This window comes from Micromonospora desertarenae (assembly GCF_056150265.1).
The window spans coordinates 28,377-44,435 of the sequence record NZ_JAXCFQ010000025.1; the positions used below are offsets into that span (position 1 = coordinate 28,377).

Genomic DNA, 16,059 nt, shown 5'->3' on the forward strand with positions numbered 1-16,059 from the left:
CGCCCGTGGCCTCGATCGAGACTCACCGCGCCGTCGGTTCATCTCGATGAAACATATTGATGTGTCCCGACACTACTAACTTGCCTTCGACGTGTCCAGACCTTTCGCTGACGCCGCCAGTACTTTTCTCCAGACAGACGAAAGTGCGTAGCGTGCCACGCCACGGCGGCGTTACATCCCTGCTCCGTCCGGTCCGGACGGTCGTCGAAACCACCGCCGGACCGCCCGCGCGACGACAGCGGCCGGCGGCACCGATGGTGCCGCCGGCCGTTCGGAGAGCTGTCGTGCTACGCCGGCCAGGACCGGGCGGATGGCGCCCGGCATCCGCGCCGAACCGCGGGCCGGGGGTCGGGCTCGGCTCAGCACCAGCCGTTGACCGGGCCGTTCACGCCGGTCCAGAGGTACGCGTCGGAGACCCAACTGCCGTCGGTGAGCCGGTCCCAGAGCGCGGTGGCGCCGTACCGGCCGGTGTGCGTGGTGCCGTTCGCCGAGCAGGAGACGCTCACCGTGGCGCCGTCGGCGAGCGACCCCAGCGCGGCGTAGCCGGTGCCGGGGCCGGCCCGGCGGGTCAACGTGCCGCCGCCGTTGGCGTCCACCACCGCCTGGGTGAGGCCCAGGGCACCGTAGTTGTGGAGAGCCCCGCCGGCGCCCACCCAGGCCGAGCCGTGCCGCGCCCCGCCCTGGTAGGCCGCCGCACCGTTGCCGAACACCCACTTGCCGATGTCGTGCCCGGCGATCGGCACGTACGCGCTGTTCTGCCGCAGCCCGAAGTGGACGTGCCGGCCGTAGGCGGCCCCGCCGCAGGTGACGTCGGTGCCGGTGTAGCCGAGATACGCCCCCTGGCCGACCGCGGCGCCGTTGACCGAGATGCTGCTCCACAGGTGGTAGTAGTCGGTCGAGTAGCCCCGGTCGTGGATCACCCGGATCCAGCCCTGGCACATGGTGTACGCGGTGCCCGCCCGCGCGGCGCGGACCACCTGGTCGCCCCCGGAAAGGTCGATCGAGCTGTACGGCGTCTCGCTGCCGCCCCAGCCGTGCGGGCCGCCGCCGAGGGTCCAGGTCTGCCCGACCGCGAACGGCAGGGCCATCCCGGTCCGGTAGTCGCCACCGGCGTACATCGGGCTCGGCGCGGTGCCGAAGACCGCCTTCTCCGCCGCGTTGACCAGGGGCGACTCGGCGGCCAACGCGGCGAACCCGGGCTCGCCGTCGAACGCCACCCGCCAGGCGCCGGCCCGGCCGTGCGCGACGAAGACCGCGCCGACCGGATGCGCGTCCTCGGTACGCGGCGCGACCGCGACGGCCGTGCCGAACGCCCAGCGGCCGTCCCGCCGGGTGACCGTGATCCGGGTGTCGGGCCGGTCGGCCGCCACCGCCCCGGCCACCCGGGCCTGCCCCAGCAGCTTCGCGGTCACCGCCGCCTCGACAGTGCCGCCGGCCGGCGCCGCCACGGCGGTGTGCACCGTGGCGGCCAGGACCAGACCCGCCGTGGCCAGCGTCGCGGTGGCGAAGCCGGCCCATCGTCGTGGGTTCATCATTGCCAACCCCTTTTCATAGAAGGTTGTCGCTGCATGATGAGCCGACGATAGGTAACCGATCGAAGAATGTCTACGCGCCGGGTCGGGCACGGTGAAGGTATGTTTCGGCGACCGGCGGGTCACCCCCCGACCGGGCGACGACCCCGGGTCGAGACGAACTGGTAGGACATCACCGCGAACCCCGGGTCGCGCAGCAGCTTGCGGAACGCCTCCAGCTGGCCGGGCGACAGCCCCGCGTCGAGCAGCTCCGGCTCCAGCTGCCGGGAGTTCGTCCCGTACAGCGAGGCGCCGACCGAGCCGCCGGCCCAGCTCTGCGAATGGGTCACCGTGTCCACCTCGACCAGACCCGCCGCGGCCAGCTCGGCGTGCACGTCCTGCGCCCAGGCCAGGTCCGCGCCGTGGCTCTGCAGGATGCCGAGCGTCGCGTCGGTCACCTGGGTGAAGAGCTTCGCCGCGTCGTCGTTCGGCGCGGTCAGCACCCGCAGCGGCGCGGTGCAGTCGAACTCCTCCACCACCAGCCACCCACCGGGGGCCAGCGCGGCGGCCAGCGCGCCCAGCACCCGGCGCCGTTCCGGCAGGTGCAGCAGCACCAACCGGGCGTGGATCAGGTCGAAGGCGTCCCCGGGCGGCGGGTCGGTACGCACGTCGTGCCGGCGTACCTCGAGGTTGGCCGCCGGGGTGAGGTGCCCGGTGTCGATGTCGGTCGCCAGCACCCGACCGGCCGGGCCGACCGCGCACGCCATGGCCCGGGCCACCGAGCCGCCGCCGGCGCCGATCTCCCAGCACAGGCCGCCCGGCGCGAGCAGCGGCGGGGCGATCCGGGCGGCCGTGATCGGATCCAGGAAGGACTCCAGCGCCCGCAGCTGGGGCACCGCCTCCGGGGAGCCGTTGTCGAAGGTGTACTCCGTGTCACGGATGTCTGTCGGCATCGTCGCTCATCCCTGTCGAGAATGGTCGGGTCAACTGCCCGGAGCCGGCCCAGAGCCCGGGCACCGGTCGGGGAGCCGGCGGCTCCGCGACCGCGGCGACGCTGAGCATCGCCGCCAGCGCGCCCGGGTCGGCCCGGGCCTCGTCGGCGGGACGGTCGTAGACCACCCGGCCGTACTCGAGCACCGCGATCCGGTCCGCGACCGCGATGGCGTGTGGCAACTGCTGCTCGACCAGCAGCACGGTCAGCCCCGTCCGGGCCAGCGCGCCGACCAGGTCGCGGATGCGGGCCGCCAGCTCGGGGGCGAGCCCTTCGCACGGTTCGTCGAGCAGCAGCACCCGGGGCTGGCCGAGCAGCGCCCGGGCGATCGCCAGCATCTGTTGCTCGCCACCGGACAACTGGTCGCCACGGTGGCGCAGCCGGACCGCCAACCGGGGCAGCAGCTCCAGGATCCGGGCGACCGTCCAACCCTCTTCGCCGGGCGTCGCGGCCCGCCACGGTGCGGCGGCCAGGGCGAGATGCTCGGCCACGGTCAACCGGGAGAAGACCCGCCGGCCCTGCGGGACGAGACCGACCCCGGCCCGGGCGATCCGGTGCGGCTGCCGGCCGGCGACCTGCGTCCCGCCGATCTCGATCCGCCCGCCGGACGGGCGCACCAACCCGGCGACGGCGTGCACCAGGGTGGTCTTGCCGGCGCCGTTGCGGCCCACCACCGCCTGCACGGTGCCGGCCGCCACCTCGAGGCTCACCTCGTGCAGCACGATCCCGCCGGCGTAGCCCGCGCAGAGCCGCTCCGTCCGCAGCATCAGGCCACCCCTTCCGCGTACGCCTGCCGGACGGGGTCGGAGGCGCGGATCTGCGCCGGCGTCCCGGTGGCCAGCGGCCGGCCGTCGCGCAGCACGGTCACCGTGTCGCAGAGCGCGTACACCAGGTCCAGCCGGTGCTCCACCAGCAGCACCGCGACGGCGCGCGGCAGCTCCCGGAGGAACTCCGCCAGCCGCTCGACCTCGCCGGCGGACAGCCCGGCGGCGGGCTCGTCGAGCAGCAGCAGCCGGGGACGGCCGGCCAGCGCCATGGCGATCTCCAACTGGCGGCGCTGCCCGTGGGCGAGCCGACCGGCGGGGACCCCGGCGAGTTCGGGCAGCCCCACCCGGGCCAGCAGGGTGGCCGCGGTGCGCTCGGCGGCGCGCCGCCTGCCGCTCGGGCGCCACCGGCCGGGCCGCACCGCGTGCGGCAGCGCCGCGACCACGACGTTCTCGGCAGCGGTCAGCGTCTCCCAGACGGCGGGGCGCTGGTGGATCCGGCCGATGCCCCGCCGGGCCCGGGCGGCCGGGCCGAGCCGGGTGACGTCCCGGCCGGCGAGCAGCACCCGGCCGCCGCCCGCCGGGATCGCTCCGCCGAGCACGCCGAGCAGGGTGGTCTTGCCGGCCCCGTTGGGTCCGATCAACGCGTGCCGCTGGCCGTGGTCGATCCGCAGGTCCACGCCGTCCAGCGCGGCCAGCGACCCGTAGCGCACCGTGACGCCCCGGGCGGAGAGCAGCGGCGTCATGCCCGTGCTCCCGTCGGCGCGGGCCGCTCCCCGGCGGCGCGGCGGGTGCCGACGTCCGGCAGCAGCCGGCCCCGCACCGGCGGTGGCCGGTGCCCGCCGCCGGGCAGCAGGTAGACCGTGACCACGAAGGCCAACCCCAGCACCAGCGGCGCGTGCCCGGGGAGCGCGCCGAACAGCCAGTCCCGCCCGGCGACGACGAGCACCGCGCCGACCAGGGCGCCGCCGACCGACGCGGCGCCGCCGATCACCACGCCGAGCAGCAGCAGGGCGGACGTCTCGAAGCCGAAGTCGGCCGGCGAGAGGTACTGCTGGGCGACCACCAGCAGGGAGCCGGCGGCGCCCGCGACCGCCCCCGCGGCGACGTGGACGCCGGCCACCTGGAGCGAGACCCGGTGTCCGCTGGCCCGCAGCCGCGCCTCGTCGTCCCGGCCGGCGCGCAGCAGCAGCCCGACCCGGGTTCGCAGCACCAGCAGCACCAGCCCGACCAGCGCGGCGACGACCACCAGCGTGTACAGGTAGCGGGCCCGGTCCGTGGCCAGCACCGGCATCCCCCACAGTGGACGGACCTGGGCGATGCCGGCCAGCCCGTCGGTGCCACCGGTCACCGAGCGCCACCGGCCGACGAGGACCACGGCGAGCTCACCGACCGCCAGGGTGATCATCAGGACCACCACGCCCCGGGCGTGCACCACCAGCGGGACGGTCACCGCGGCCAGCGCCGCCCCGGCCACCGCCGCGACCGCCAGGTGCACCACCCCGACGTCGGAGACCTGCCCGCCGAGCACCGCACTGGTGTAGGCGCCGGCCGCGTACGGGGCGGTCTGGCCGAGGGTGGGCAGCCCGGCGACGCCGGTGAGCAGGGCGACGCTCACCGCCACCAGGCCGAGCGCCAGGGTGCGGGCGAGCAGCGCCGCCGTGTAGTCGTCGACCGCCCACGGCGCCAGCACCAGGCCGGCCAGCACGGCGGCGGCCACGCCGCGGCGCAGCGCGCGGACGGCCTGCTCCCTCACGTCGTCCTCCGGGTGGCGGCCAGGCCCCGGGCCCGCACCGCCAGCACGGCCGCCATCGCGGCGAAGAGCAGGAACGGGGCGGCCGACGGCGCGAGCGCGACGCCGAGCGTCTGGATCTGCCCGACGGCCAGCGCGGCGAGCAGCGTGCCGGTCATCGAGCCGAGACCGCCGAGCACGACGACCACCAGCGACAGCAGCAGCACCGCGTCGGCGGTGTCCGGCCCGGGCCCGATGATCGGCGCACCGAGCACCCCGGCCGCCCCGGCCAGCGCCCCGGCGGCGGCGAGCACGCCGACCCGGATCCAGGTCGGGCTCACCCCGAGGACGGCCACCATCTCGGCGTCGTCGACGGCCGCCCGGACCAGCATGCCCGCCCGGGTGCGGCGCACCGCGAGGTGGAGCAGGCCGGCCAGCAGCGCGGCGACGACGATGAAGACCAGCCGGTACGCGGCGTAGCGGTGGCCGGCGACGACCACCGACCCGTCCAGCGCGGCGGGCACCCGCACCGGCTGGTCGTCCGGCCCGAAGACCCGCACCAGCAGGCTGCCGCCGACCAGCGCCAGCCCGAAGGTGAGCAGCGCCTGGGTGAGGTGGGTGCGCGCGGCCACCCGGGTGAGCAGCCCGGCGACCAGCGCGCCGGCCGCGGTGGCGGCGATCACCCCGACCGCCAGCGCCAGCAGCAGGCTCGGCCAGCCGCCGTCGAGCAGGGCGGCGGCGGTGTAACCGCCGATCGCGTAGAGCGTGCCGTGCGCCAGGTTCAGGATGCCGGCGACGCCGAAGCAGAGCACCAGCCCCGCCGCGGCGACGAACACCAGCAGCCCGTAGGCCACCCCGTCCAGGGCCGGTACCACGTACGGGTCGATCGGGATGTCGACCGCCACCGCGCTCACCCGCCGACGGTGGCGAGGTCACCCACGACGGTGTTGGACAGCGCCCGACCGTCCTGGCGCACCTGGCGCAGGTACCACTTCTGCACCGGGGCGTGGGTGGTCGGCGAGAACTGCCAGGTGCCGCGCGGGCTGGCGATCTGGCCGAGCTGACCGATGGCCGCGTTGACGCTCTCCGGGGTCGGGTCGTCGCCGGCGGCCGCGATCGCCCGGTCCAGCACCGCCGCGGCGTCGTAGGAGGCCATCGCGTACGTCGTCGGCGAGCCGTCGTACCTGGCCTTCCAGGCGGCGACGAAGGCGCGGTTCTCCGCGTTGTCCAGGTCGGGCGAGTAGTTGAGCACCGAGTAGATGTCCCGGGCGGCCTCGCCCTGGGCGTCGAGCACCCCGCCCTCGGTCAGGAAGCCGGCGGCGTACAGCGGCAGGTCCCTGATCTCGGACTGGGCGTACTGCTTGACGAAGTCGACGGCCGCGCTGCCGGCGTAGAACGTGTAGACGGCGTCCGCGCCGGAGGCCTTGATCCGGGCGAAGTACGGGGTGAAGTTGGTGGTGGTCGGGAACGGCGTGAAGGTGGTCTTGCCGTCCGGGTTGGCCAGCGTGCCGCCGACCTTGACGAACGTGTCGGTGAAGCCGCGCAGCTCGTCCCAGCCACCCTGGTAGTCCGGGCCGATGGCGTAGACGCTGCCCTTGACGTTGTCCCGCACGTGCTGGGCGATCGCCTCGCCCGGCTCGTCGGAGAGGTAGGAGGTGTGCCAGATCCGGGACACGTCCTTCAGCTCCGGCCGCCCGTTCGAGCCCACGAACGGGACCCTGGTCTCGTTGAGCAGCGGGTAGACGGCGGCCACCGAACCGCCGCCGACGATGCCGGTGAGCGCGAGCACGCGATCCTGCTTGAGCAGCTTGGTGGCGGCGGGCACCGCGGTCGGCGCCCCGTTGCCCTCGTCCGCGACGATCAGGTCCACCTTCCGGCCGCCGAGCTTGCCGTCGTGGGTGGAGAGATAGAGCTCGAAACCGTCGCGGATCTCCTTGCCGACCGCCTGGTAGGTGCCGGACAGCGACGCCAACAGGCCGATCTTGATGGATCCGTTCGGGCCGGCGCCCGGCCCGTCGTCGGCACAGCCCGTCGCGGCGAGCAGGACGAGGGCGAGCAGCGCCGCGGTGCGGGCACGGCGACGCCGCGGGGTGGTCAGGGACATGTCTTCTCCTACGGGGGGATGGAAGCGCCGGCGTGGGGGCGCCGGGGGTCAGCGGCTGCGGGCGAGCGCCGCGCGAGCCGCCGGGGTCAACGCGTCGCCGATGCGGTTCGCCAGCTCGGTCATCTCGTAGGAGACCTTGCCGACGTCACACTGCGGATCGGCGAGCACGAGCAGGGAGGCGCCGTCGTTGAAGGCCATGGAGAACATGAAGCCGCCCTCCAACTGGGTGACGTTGGAGATCACCGCGCCGGCGTCGAAGAAGGCGGCCGCGCCGCGGAGCAGGCTCACCAGCCCGCTGCCGGTCGCCGCGAGCTGGTCGGCCCGGTCCGGCGGCAGGCCCCGGGTGGCGGCCACCATCAGCCCGTCGGCGGAGATGGCGATGGCATGGCTGACCTCGGTGGCGCGCTCGGCGAAGGCGTCCAGCAGCCAGCCGAGATCCTGTTGGTCGGTCACGTGCTCTCCCTGTCGGATCAGTTGTTGATCAGGTTGGGCCGCCGGGCCGCCACCCCGCGCGCGTACGCGGCCATCGCGGTGGCCACCTGGGCCGGATCGCGGTACTCGGACCGCTGCCGGGGCACCGTGACGCCGCCGGGCACCAGGTGCCGTTGCGGCTGCCGGCGCGGCAGGCCGGAGGTGGTGGTGGCGGCGACCTCGGGCTCGGTCGCCCGGGCGGCCGTACGCCAGGCGTCGTCGGCCGGACTGGCCCAGGCCGTGCCGTTGCCGTGGTCGGCCTGGAACCAGTGGTTGACCTGATGGAAGATGACGAGCTCCTCGGTGGGCGCGTCATCGCGCGGGGACGGTGCGGGCCGGAACACCGGCGCCGCCGGCAGCACCCGGTCGGTCGTCGGTGCCCCGGCCCGCGGCTGCGGGACCGCCCCGTACACCGGCTCGGCCACGGTGGTGCGGGCCGCGCGCCGGGACGGTCGGGTGGGGGTGAGCAGGAACTCCTCCGGGGGCAGCGGCCGGATCATCGTGCCCGGCAGCGCCGCCTCGGCGATGGTGCCGCGGCGCGGGCCGGGGCGGAGCTGGACGGCCACGCCCAGCCGGGCGGCGAGGTGCCCCACGACCACCAGCCCCATCGCCCGCACGGCGGCAACGTCGATGGCGGGCGGGCGGGCCAGCAGGTCGTTCAGCTGCTGCCGCCGCTGCGGGGAGAGCCCGACGCCCTCGTCGCTGATCTGGACGATCACCCGGTCGCCCAGGCTGCGCCCGGTCACCCACGCCTCGGTCTCCGGTGGGGCGTACCCGGTGGCGTTGTCCATCAGCTCGGCCAGCAGGTGCACGACCTCGTCGACCGCCTCGGCCGCCACGGCCACGTCGCCGTCGACCATGCCGAGGCGGATCCGGGCGTAGTGCTCGATCTGGCTCTGCGCGGCCTGGAGCACCTGTTGCAGCGGTACGTCGTGCTGGCGTACCCGACCGACCCCCACCCCGCCGAGCACCAGCAGGCTGGCGTTGATCCGTCCCATCCGGGTGGCCAGGTTGTCCAGCGTGTACAGCTGGTGCAGCCGCTCCGGGTCGGTCTCGTCCTGCTCGACCTTGTCGACCTGGGCGAGCACCGCGTCGACCAGCCGCTGCTCCCGGCGGCTCAGGTGGATGAAGATGTCGGCGGTGTTGGCCCGCATCACCGCCTGCTCCGCCGCGGTACGCACGGCCGCCCGGTGCACGGCGGTGAACGCCTGCCCCAGCTCGCCGATCTCGTCGTCGCTGGACGGTTCCAGGGCGTCGGCGGCCTGGCGGCGGGCCAGTTCGTCCGGGTCCACCGAGGAGCTGTCCGGGTGCTGGAGCCGGGCCACCACCTCGGGCAGCCGTTCGAACGCGACCGCGTTGGCGGCGTCCCGCAGCCGGCGCAGCCGCCGGGTGATCTGGCGGGCCACCGCCCAGGTGACCAGGGCGGTGAGCAACAGGGCCAGCACGGCGGCGGCCGCCTCGACCACCGTGCGCCGCCGCTGGTCCGCGTGCGCCGCCCGGATGTCGTCGAGCACCGCCGCGTCGACCTGCTGCCGCAGCTCGGCCAGGCGGATCGACCACTGCTGGGTGGCGGTCACCCAGGCGCCCAGGTCCAGCCGCAGCCGGTCGCCCGACGGGGTGCGCGACACCTCGTCCTGCATCCGTTGCAGCACCAGGGCGTCCTCGCCGCTGCCGGCCCGCTCCCACCAACCCCGCCAGGCCGGTCGGGCGAGCGCCAGGAAGTCGAGGCTCGCCTCGGTGAAGCCGGTGCGGGCGGCGGTGATGTCCTGCTGCATGGCGGGGGTCAACTGGTCGGCCGCCACCGCGCGCAGCACGGCGACCTGCTGCTGGCCGACCGCCTCGGCCACCGTGGACAGCGCCGCGGAGGCCCGGATGCCGTCGGCGATCCGGGCGTTGACCACCCCGAGGGTGACGCTCTCGCGGAGGTTGAGCAGGTCGGCGATGGCGATCCGGTAGCTGAAGGTCATCGCCGACACCGAGGCGTGCGCCGCCGTGCGGACCTGGGCGCGCAGCGGCGGCAGTCCGTCCAGCGCCGCGTCGATCCGGGGCAGGACGGCCTGGTCGGCGGCGGCTCCGGCGGGGACCCGGTCGCGCTGCCGGCGGTAGCGGGCCGCGGCCGCGTCGGTGGCGGCGGTGGCATCGGCGAAGGCCTCCTGCTGCTCCGGTGCGCCACGGGTCAGCAGGTCGGCGGCGACGATGCGCTCGTGTTGCAGCCGGTGGGCCAGGTCGCCCGCCTCGGCGCCGAGTTGCGCGAGGTGCCCGAGGTCGCTCGCCCGGGCCGTCTGGCGGGCGCTCTCGGTCAGCGCCAGGCCGGCGAAGCCCATCACGGCGACCAGCGGGGCCGCGACGATGAGGCGCATCCGGCCGGCGATCTTCCAACCGCGGCGGCGGGTCGGGTAGGGTCGGGCCGCGTGGGACCTCGTGCTCGACGCCAAGACTGACTCCCGCGCTCATCTACGACGGTCTATCTGCACCTTGCCGATTGCACGTTTCATTGCGCCGGAACCCGGGCGTCCAGACCAGACCTGACGGTGGTACAAACAGCCCGTACCAGCATCTGTACCCACAGTCAGCGGCGTTGGCGGAGCCGTCGGCCCCCGGGCGGCGCAGACTCCCGCCGAGGTCAGCCCTGGCCGGTCCGGCCGCCCGACGGGTGCGGCGGGGCGTCCGGCTCCGGCTGGCCGCCGAGCACCTGCCCGATCAGCTCCCGCAGCTCGTCGATCGCCGCCACCACCGCCTCCGGGTCGCGCGCGTCGCGCCGGGGCGCCGGTGGCACGACGGCCGGGTCGAGCCGGGCCACCTCGCCGAACCGGGGGCCGCGCCGGCCGTCCGCCGCCAGTTGCTCGGCGGCGACCTGCGGCCACAGTGCCGCCAGCCGGCCGCCGGTGCCGAGCACCTCGTCGCAGCGGACGGCGAACTCGTGGCTGCCGAACCGGCGGCCGGACTCGACGGCGGCGACCGTCTCGCGGCTGAACCGCACCCGCTCCGCCAACGCCCGCTGGGTGAGCCCCTGCCGGGTACGCCACCTGCGCAGTTCGGAACGGAACTGGCGGCTGGCGCCGGCGTGCGCGGCGCTCGACGGGGGCGTGCGATCCATGTGCTCACCTTCACGACGCCGGCGGTGCGGCGTCGGCATCAGATCGAGGTTGGGCGATGAGTAGCCGTTCGCAGGGGACAATTCTTAACCCATCGGGCGACGGGTGTGAAGACGCGACTGCGGAGCGTGGTCGTGCGGCGGCGGGTGCCGCGACCCGCCGGGCCCGGTCGGACCGGCCGCGGTCCGCCGCGGTCGCCGCACCGGCGCGGACGCTCGGCGCGACTCCTGCCGCAGGTCAGCGTCGACATGCCGGCCCGGTCAGGCCGCCGGCCGCCCGGCGGCGGGCACCGGCGGTCCGCCGGCCGGCAGCGCCAGGTCGATGATCACCGGCAGTTCCCGGTGCGCGCGGAACGCGACGTTGGGCTGGAAGGACCGCCGGTGGTCGGCGGTCAGGCGCAGGCCGGGCAGGGCCTCCGCGAGCCGGGCCAGCGCGATCTCGCCCTCCAGCCGGGCGAGTGCCGCGCCGATGCAGAAGTGCGGTCCGTGACCGAAGGACAGGTGGTCCCGGCCGTCCGGCCGGTTCGGATCGAACCGGTCCGCGACGGTGAACACCGCCGGGTCCCGGTTGGCGGCGCCGATCAGCAGCAGGCAGCGCGCTCCGGCCGGGATGGTGACCCCGCTCAGCGTGACCGGCCGGTTCGTCACCCGCAGCCAGCCGTCGATGGCGGGCGCGAACCGCAGCGTCTCGGTCAGGAACGCCGGGATCAGCCCCGGGTCCTCGACGATGGCGCGCCACCGGTCCGGACTGGACAGCGCCTGGTCGAGCGCGTGCGCGAGCAGCCCGGCCGTGGTCTCGTGCCCGGCGACCAGCAGGTTGAACATGATGCTCGACACCTCGGCCACGGTGAGCACCTCGTCGTCGCCGTCGCGGTACGCGAGCACCTGGCTGACGTAGTCGTCGCCGTACCGGCCGCTGTCGAGCCGGGCCCGCACGAGGTCCTGGCAGTAGTGCCAGAACTCCAGCAGTCCCTGCGCGAGCCGAACCTGTTCGGCCGGCTCCGGGCACCCCCAGATCAGCGCGATCTGGCCGTCCGCCCAGGCGCGGACCCGCCCGATGTCCTCCTCGGGAACGCCGAGGAGGTCGAGCAGGACCAGCAGGGGCAGTTCGGCGGTGAACTCCTGGACCAGGTCCGCCCGCCCACCGGGACGGGCGGCCAGGCGGGACACCAGCTCGTCGACCCGGCGGCGGACGATCGGGCCGTAGCGCTGCTCGACCCGGTCCGCGGTGTTGGCGAACGTCGCGCGCAGGGCCCGGCGGGTACGCGGGTGCACCGGCGGATCGGCGGCGGCGGTCGTGGGCGGCGCGTCGATCCGTACGACGATCTCCATCGCCTCCGGACAGACCTGGTAGACCGGGGCGAGGGTGAGCGCGTTGCCGAAGGTCTCGACGTCACCGAGCGCCCGGCGCACGTCGGCGTGCCGGGTGATCAACCACAGCCCGAGGTCCGGGTCGTGGTGCACCCCGCCGGGGGTGTCGAGGATCCGCCGCCACACCTGCGCGGGATCGGCGAGATACGCCCCGGCGAACGGATTCAACCGCATGACCGCCTCCTGAAGTGCTCTGACGGCGAGTGAATTCGGGAGTCACCGCCGACCGGAGACCTTCACGGTGCGGCAATTCCGAAGGCAAGTCAAGATTTGTGTTCGTCAATGTGAAACGTGGTGGGAATTGCGCATTTCTTTCATTGCGCAGCCCTTGCCATGGTGCAAGTTGCGGCCTGGCGCTTGCGCGCCTTCACCCCTCTGAGCAGCCCAAACTACCAGACGGCGACGGCACGTCCGACGCCCGTTCTTCGACGGTGGCAGCAGCGGTCCGTCCGCCGCGAGCGGGATGTGGTCACCTACGGTGGGTCAGCGGCTATCCGCGTCCCGTTCCGTGGCCCGACCGCCGGCCATCGACCAATGCGACCGGCGCAATCACTTCTTGAAAAGGGGGCGGGGCCGGTCGGGCGTGTCGGCGTTATGGCCGCCCGACTCGGGTCAGCCGATCCTCCGCGGCCCGGACGGCCCGACCGTCGCCCCGTCGGGCTCGGCGGTCGGCCGCCGGCCGGCGCGCAGCAGCCAGCGCCAGCGCGGAAGCTCCGCGGCCACCGTGGCCACGGCCAGCACCGCCACGGCTATCGCGACGCCCCGGGGCCACGCGACCCACGCCGACCAGGCGGCGGCGACCAGTTGCAGCACCACCAGGGCGATGGTGACCACGCCGGGCACCGGCACCAGCACGTGCGGCTTGTCGCCGGGTGTCGCGAAGACGGTCGGCAGACCCACGAGCAGCGCCACCGCGGCGACCGCCAGCGGCACCGAGTACCCGGCGAGCGCCCACGGCGTCGCCACCCAGGCGATCAGTTCGGTGCCGAACCGCAGCGCGGAGGCCAGTCCGGGACGGTTCGGCGAGGTCTGCTCGGTCACCGCGCGAGTATGGCCGCCGCCCGCCGCCGGCATCCAGCCGGGCCGACCGCTGGCACACCCACCCGGCTCGGGGCCGTCGCCGAGGGCAGCCGGTCCGGGCGGCGGGCACGGCCCGCCACCCGGAGCGAGCGTGTCAGAGCGTACGGGCGAGCCGGTCGGCGAGGATCCGGGTGAACCGCGACGGGTCGGCCAGTTCCCCGCCCTCGGCGAGCAGCGCGATGCCGTAGAGCAGCTCGGCGGTCTCCTTCAGCGACTCCTCCGTGCCGCCCTGCTCGTGCGCCTTGCGTAGGCCGGCGACCAGCGGGTGGCCGGGGTTGAGTTCGAGGATCCGCTTCACCGACGGCACCTCGTGCCCCATCGCCCGGTACATCTTCTCCAGCGTCGGGGTGATGTCGTGCGCGTCGCCGACCACACAGGCCGGTGAGGTGGTCAGCCGGGACGACAGGCGTACCTCCTTGACGCTGTCGGCCAGCGCCTCGCCCATCCAGGTGAGCAGGTCGGCGTAGTCCTGGCGCTGCCGCTCCCGCTCCGCCTCGGCCTCCTTCTTCTCCTCCTCGGTGTCCAGGTCGACCTGGCCCTTGGCGATCGAGCGCAGGGTGCGGCCGTCGTACTGCCCGACGCGCTCGACCCAGACCTCGTCCACCGGGTCGGTGAGCAGCAGCACCTCGTAGCCCTTGGCCCGGAACGCCTCCATGTGCGGCGAGTTCTCGATCATGCTGCGCGACTCGCCGGTGGCGTAGTAGATGTCGCTCTGGCCGTCCTTCATCCGCCCGACGTAGCCGGCGAGGTCGGTGAGCTCGGCCGGGTCGTGGGTGGAGGCGACGGACAGGATCTCCAGGAGGGTGTCCTGGTTCTCCACGTCGTCGATCAGGCCCTCCTTGACCACGGCGCCGAACTCGGTCCAGAAGGTCCGGTAGCGCTCGGCGTGGTTGGCCTTCATGTCCTTGACAGTGGCGAGGATCTTCCGCACCAGCCGCCGCCGGACGACCTGGATCTGCCGGTCCTGCTGGAGGATCTCCCGGGAGATGTTCAGCGACAGGTCGTGCGCGTCCACCACGCCCTTGACGAAGCGCAGGTAGTTCGGGGTGAGCGCCTCGCAGTCGTCCATGATGAAGACGCGCTTGACGTAGAGCTGCACGCCGCGGCGGCCCTGCGGGGAGAACAGGTCCAGGGGCGCGTGCGAGGGGATGAAGAGCAGGGCCTCGTACTCGAAGGTCCCCTCACCCTTCATGTGCACGATCTCCAGCGGATCGGCCCAGTCGTGGCTGACGTGCTTGTAGAACTCGTGGTACTCGGCGTCGTCGACCTCGTCGCGGGACCGCGCCCAGAGCGCCTTCATCGAGTTGAGCGTCTGCACCTCGGTGGTGGTGTCGCCCTCGGCGCCCGTACGCTCGACCGTCATCCGGATCGGCCAGGCGATGAAGTCCGAGTACCGCTTGACGATCTCGCGGATCGTCCACTCGGCGGTGTAGTCGTGCAGGTTGTCGTCGGCGTCGGCGGGCTTGAGGTGCAGGGTGACCGAGGTGCCCTGGGGCGCGGAGTCCACCGGCTCGACGGTGTAGGTGCCCTCGCCGGTGGACTCCCAGCGGGTACCCCCGGTCTCCCCCGCCTTACGGGTGGTCAGCTGCACCCTGTCGGCGACCATGAAGGCGGCGTAGAAGCCGACCCCGAACTGCCCGATCAGTTCCTGCCGCGCGCCCGCGTCGGCCGACTCCCGCAGCTTGCGCAGCAGCTCCGCGGTCCCGGACTTGGCGATCGTGCCGATCACCTCGACCACCTCGTCGCGGGACATGCCGATGCCGTTGTCCCGGACGGTCAGCGTCCGCGCCGCCTTGTCGACCTCGATCTCGATGTGCAGGTCCGCGGTGTCGACGGCGAGGTCCTTGTCGACCAGCGACGCCAGGCGCAGCTTGTCCAGCGCGTCGGAGGCGTTCGAGATCAGCTCCCGCAGGAAGACGTCCTTGTTCGAGTAGATCGAGTGGACCATCAGCTGGAGCAGCTGACGCGCCTCGGCCTGGAACTCCAACGTTTCGGCCCGGTCGGTCACACCATGTCCTTTCTTCTCGCGTCCAACGGGTTCGCGGAAAGGATACGAGCCGTCGCCGACCGCACCCGCCGGGTAGTCCGGGGACCGACACCGGCACCGGGTGCTCCCGCCGCCGCGACGTGGCTGTGGATCTCTCCGGCGGCTTCCGGCTCGGGACGCGCCTGTTGCGCGCCGTAGTTCCGGTTCGATCCGGTGGACGTTCCGGGGGCGACCGGCGTCGGTCTGACCGTCTGGTCTACTGCTCGGCCGGGCCAACCCGTCGATCCGGCGGCGGCCCGGCCGGGCGTGTCGTGCCGGGTGGGCGGTTTGCGCGCCGGCTGATACCTCAGGGTCATAAATATGCCGCTGAGGTATCACGCTCTCCGGCGATTGACCGGCGGTTGGCCGTCCCCGCGACGCCGGCGGTCTGCGACCTGGCCCGGGATGCGGTCGGCTGGGTTGATCCACTCCGTGTCGGGGATATCGCGGCATCCGAGCCTGCGGACACCCCCATATCGCGGACACGGTGTGGATCACCGGGGTGTCATGGGTGAGTCGTTGGCGACATCAGCTCCACACCGTGCCCGTGGGTGCCTGCCCGCAGGGGCCGAGCCGGTGTCGCCGGGCCGCCCGGTGAGTGGCCGGGTGTCCGGTTCGCGGTGTCCGGTGGTGTGTCGGGGTGCGGGGTGGGTGCCGGTGTGGGGTGGTCGGGGCCACCCTGGCGGCGGAATCGGTGGCGGGTCGGGGTCGTTGAACATGGCATACCCGCGCCACACCCCCTGGGTGCTGGCCTCGCGGGTAGCGGCCCAGCCGGATCGCGGGTGGAATGCCCGCCCGCTGCGGGTCGTTGACACACCCCCGACGGGCCAAGCAAGCCCCCGGGCGCCGGAGCCCCCGGAATGGCGGGCCGGCCCGGATGGTTACACCCCCGACGGGCCGAGCACGCCCCCCCGG

General features: G+C 74.0%; 13 protein-coding genes. All 13 read right to left on the reverse strand.

The features are described from left to right. Positions 1-359: 359 nt before the first annotated feature. Positions 360-1,532, reverse strand: coding sequence for a peptidoglycan DD-metalloendopeptidase family protein (locus tag SM577_RS31475; protein ID WP_474588684.1), 1,173 nt, complete (start codon positions 1,530-1,532; stop codon positions 360-362). A 122-nt stretch (positions 1,533-1,654) separates the two neighbouring features. Next, complete coding sequence (locus SM577_RS31480; protein WP_474588685.1) at positions 1,655-2,464, reverse strand: class I SAM-dependent methyltransferase; 810 nt, start codon at positions 2,462-2,464, stop codon at positions 1,655-1,657. Further along, a complete protein-coding gene (locus tag SM577_RS31485; RefSeq protein WP_474588686.1) occupies positions 2,445-3,269 on the reverse strand; it encodes an ABC transporter ATP-binding protein in 825 nt (274 codons plus the stop codon). Before SM577_RS31485 ends, SM577_RS31480 begins: the two co-directional genes overlap by 20 nt. Further along, the gene (locus tag SM577_RS31490) at positions 3,269-4,012 is read right to left on the reverse strand and encodes an ABC transporter ATP-binding protein (RefSeq protein ID WP_302921431.1); all 744 of its coding nucleotides are present in this window, start codon (positions 4,010-4,012) and stop codon (positions 3,269-3,271) included. The genes SM577_RS31485 and SM577_RS31490 overlap by 1 nt, the downstream gene beginning before the upstream one ends. Continuing rightward, positions 4,009-5,022 carry a branched-chain amino acid ABC transporter permease gene (locus SM577_RS31495; protein WP_302921430.1) on the reverse strand — a complete coding sequence of 338 codons (1,014 nt, stop codon included), beginning with the start codon at positions 5,020-5,022 and terminating at the stop codon, positions 4,009-4,011. The genes SM577_RS31490 and SM577_RS31495 overlap by 4 nt, the downstream gene beginning before the upstream one ends. Continuing rightward, entirely contained in the window at positions 5,019-5,912 is an 894-nt protein-coding gene (locus SM577_RS31500; protein WP_474588687.1) for a branched-chain amino acid ABC transporter permease, read from the reverse strand. The genes SM577_RS31495 and SM577_RS31500 overlap by 4 nt, the downstream gene beginning before the upstream one ends. Next, positions 5,909-7,102: an ABC transporter substrate-binding protein gene (locus SM577_RS31505; RefSeq protein WP_302921428.1), complete on the reverse strand. Its 1,194-nt coding sequence runs from the start codon at positions 7,100-7,102 to the stop codon at positions 5,909-5,911. Before SM577_RS31505 ends, SM577_RS31500 begins: the two co-directional genes overlap by 4 nt. A 48-nt stretch (positions 7,103-7,150) precedes the next feature. Then, positions 7,151-7,555, reverse strand: a complete 405-nt coding sequence (locus tag SM577_RS31510) for a roadblock/LC7 domain-containing protein (protein WP_088994396.1) — start codon at positions 7,553-7,555, stop codon at positions 7,151-7,153. Between the two features lie 17 nt (positions 7,556-7,572). Next, positions 7,573-9,933 carry a sensor histidine kinase gene (locus SM577_RS31515; RefSeq protein ID WP_474588688.1) on the reverse strand — a complete coding sequence of 787 codons (2,361 nt, stop codon included), beginning with the start codon at positions 9,931-9,933 and terminating at the stop codon, positions 7,573-7,575. Between the two features lie 263 nt (positions 9,934-10,196). Further along, positions 10,197-10,670: a helix-turn-helix transcriptional regulator gene (locus SM577_RS31520; protein ID WP_302921426.1), complete on the reverse strand. Its 474-nt coding sequence runs from the start codon at positions 10,668-10,670 to the stop codon at positions 10,197-10,199. 258 nt (positions 10,671-10,928) lie between these two features. Next, complete coding sequence (locus SM577_RS31525; RefSeq protein WP_474588689.1) at positions 10,929-12,212, reverse strand: cytochrome P450; 1,284 nt, start codon at positions 12,210-12,212, stop codon at positions 10,929-10,931. Between the two features lie 438 nt (positions 12,213-12,650). Further along, a complete protein-coding gene (locus SM577_RS31530; protein WP_474588690.1) occupies positions 12,651-13,079 on the reverse strand; it encodes a hypothetical protein in 429 nt (142 codons plus the stop codon). A 133-nt stretch (positions 13,080-13,212) separates the two neighbouring features. After that, the gene (htpG, locus tag SM577_RS31535; RefSeq protein ID WP_302921423.1) at positions 13,213-15,126 is read right to left on the reverse strand and encodes a molecular chaperone HtpG; all 1,914 of its coding nucleotides are present in this window, start codon (positions 15,124-15,126) and stop codon (positions 13,213-13,215) included. Positions 15,127-16,059: the final 933 nt, after the last annotated feature.

Excerpts from the sequence above, each read along its gene's own strand:
- SM577_RS31480 (WP_474588685.1), bottom strand. The coding sequence starts at position 2,464 with ATGCCGACAGACATCCGTGACACGGAGTACACCTTCGACAACGGCTCC.
- SM577_RS31525 (WP_474588689.1), bottom strand. The coding sequence starts at position 12,212 with ATGCGGTTGAATCCGTTCGCCGGGGCGTATCTCGCCGATCCCGCGCAG.
- SM577_RS31485 (WP_474588686.1), bottom strand. The coding sequence starts at position 3,269 with ATGCTGCGGACGGAGCGGCTCTGCGCGGGCTACGCCGGCGGGATCGTG.
- SM577_RS31515 (WP_474588688.1), bottom strand. The coding sequence starts at position 9,933 with ATGCGCCTCATCGTCGCGGCCCCGCTGGTCGCCGTGATGGGCTTCGCC.
- SM577_RS31475 (WP_474588684.1), bottom strand. The coding sequence starts at position 1,532 with ATGAACCCACGACGATGGGCCGGCTTCGCCACCGCGACGCTGGCCACG.
- SM577_RS31520 (WP_302921426.1), bottom strand. The coding sequence starts at position 10,670 with ATGGATCGCACGCCCCCGTCGAGCGCCGCGCACGCCGGCGCCAGCCGC.
- SM577_RS31490 (WP_302921431.1), bottom strand. The coding sequence starts at position 4,012 with ATGACGCCGCTGCTCTCCGCCCGGGGCGTCACGGTGCGCTACGGGTCG.
- SM577_RS31505 (WP_302921428.1), bottom strand. The coding sequence starts at position 7,102 with ATGTCCCTGACCACCCCGCGGCGTCGCCGTGCCCGCACCGCGGCGCTG.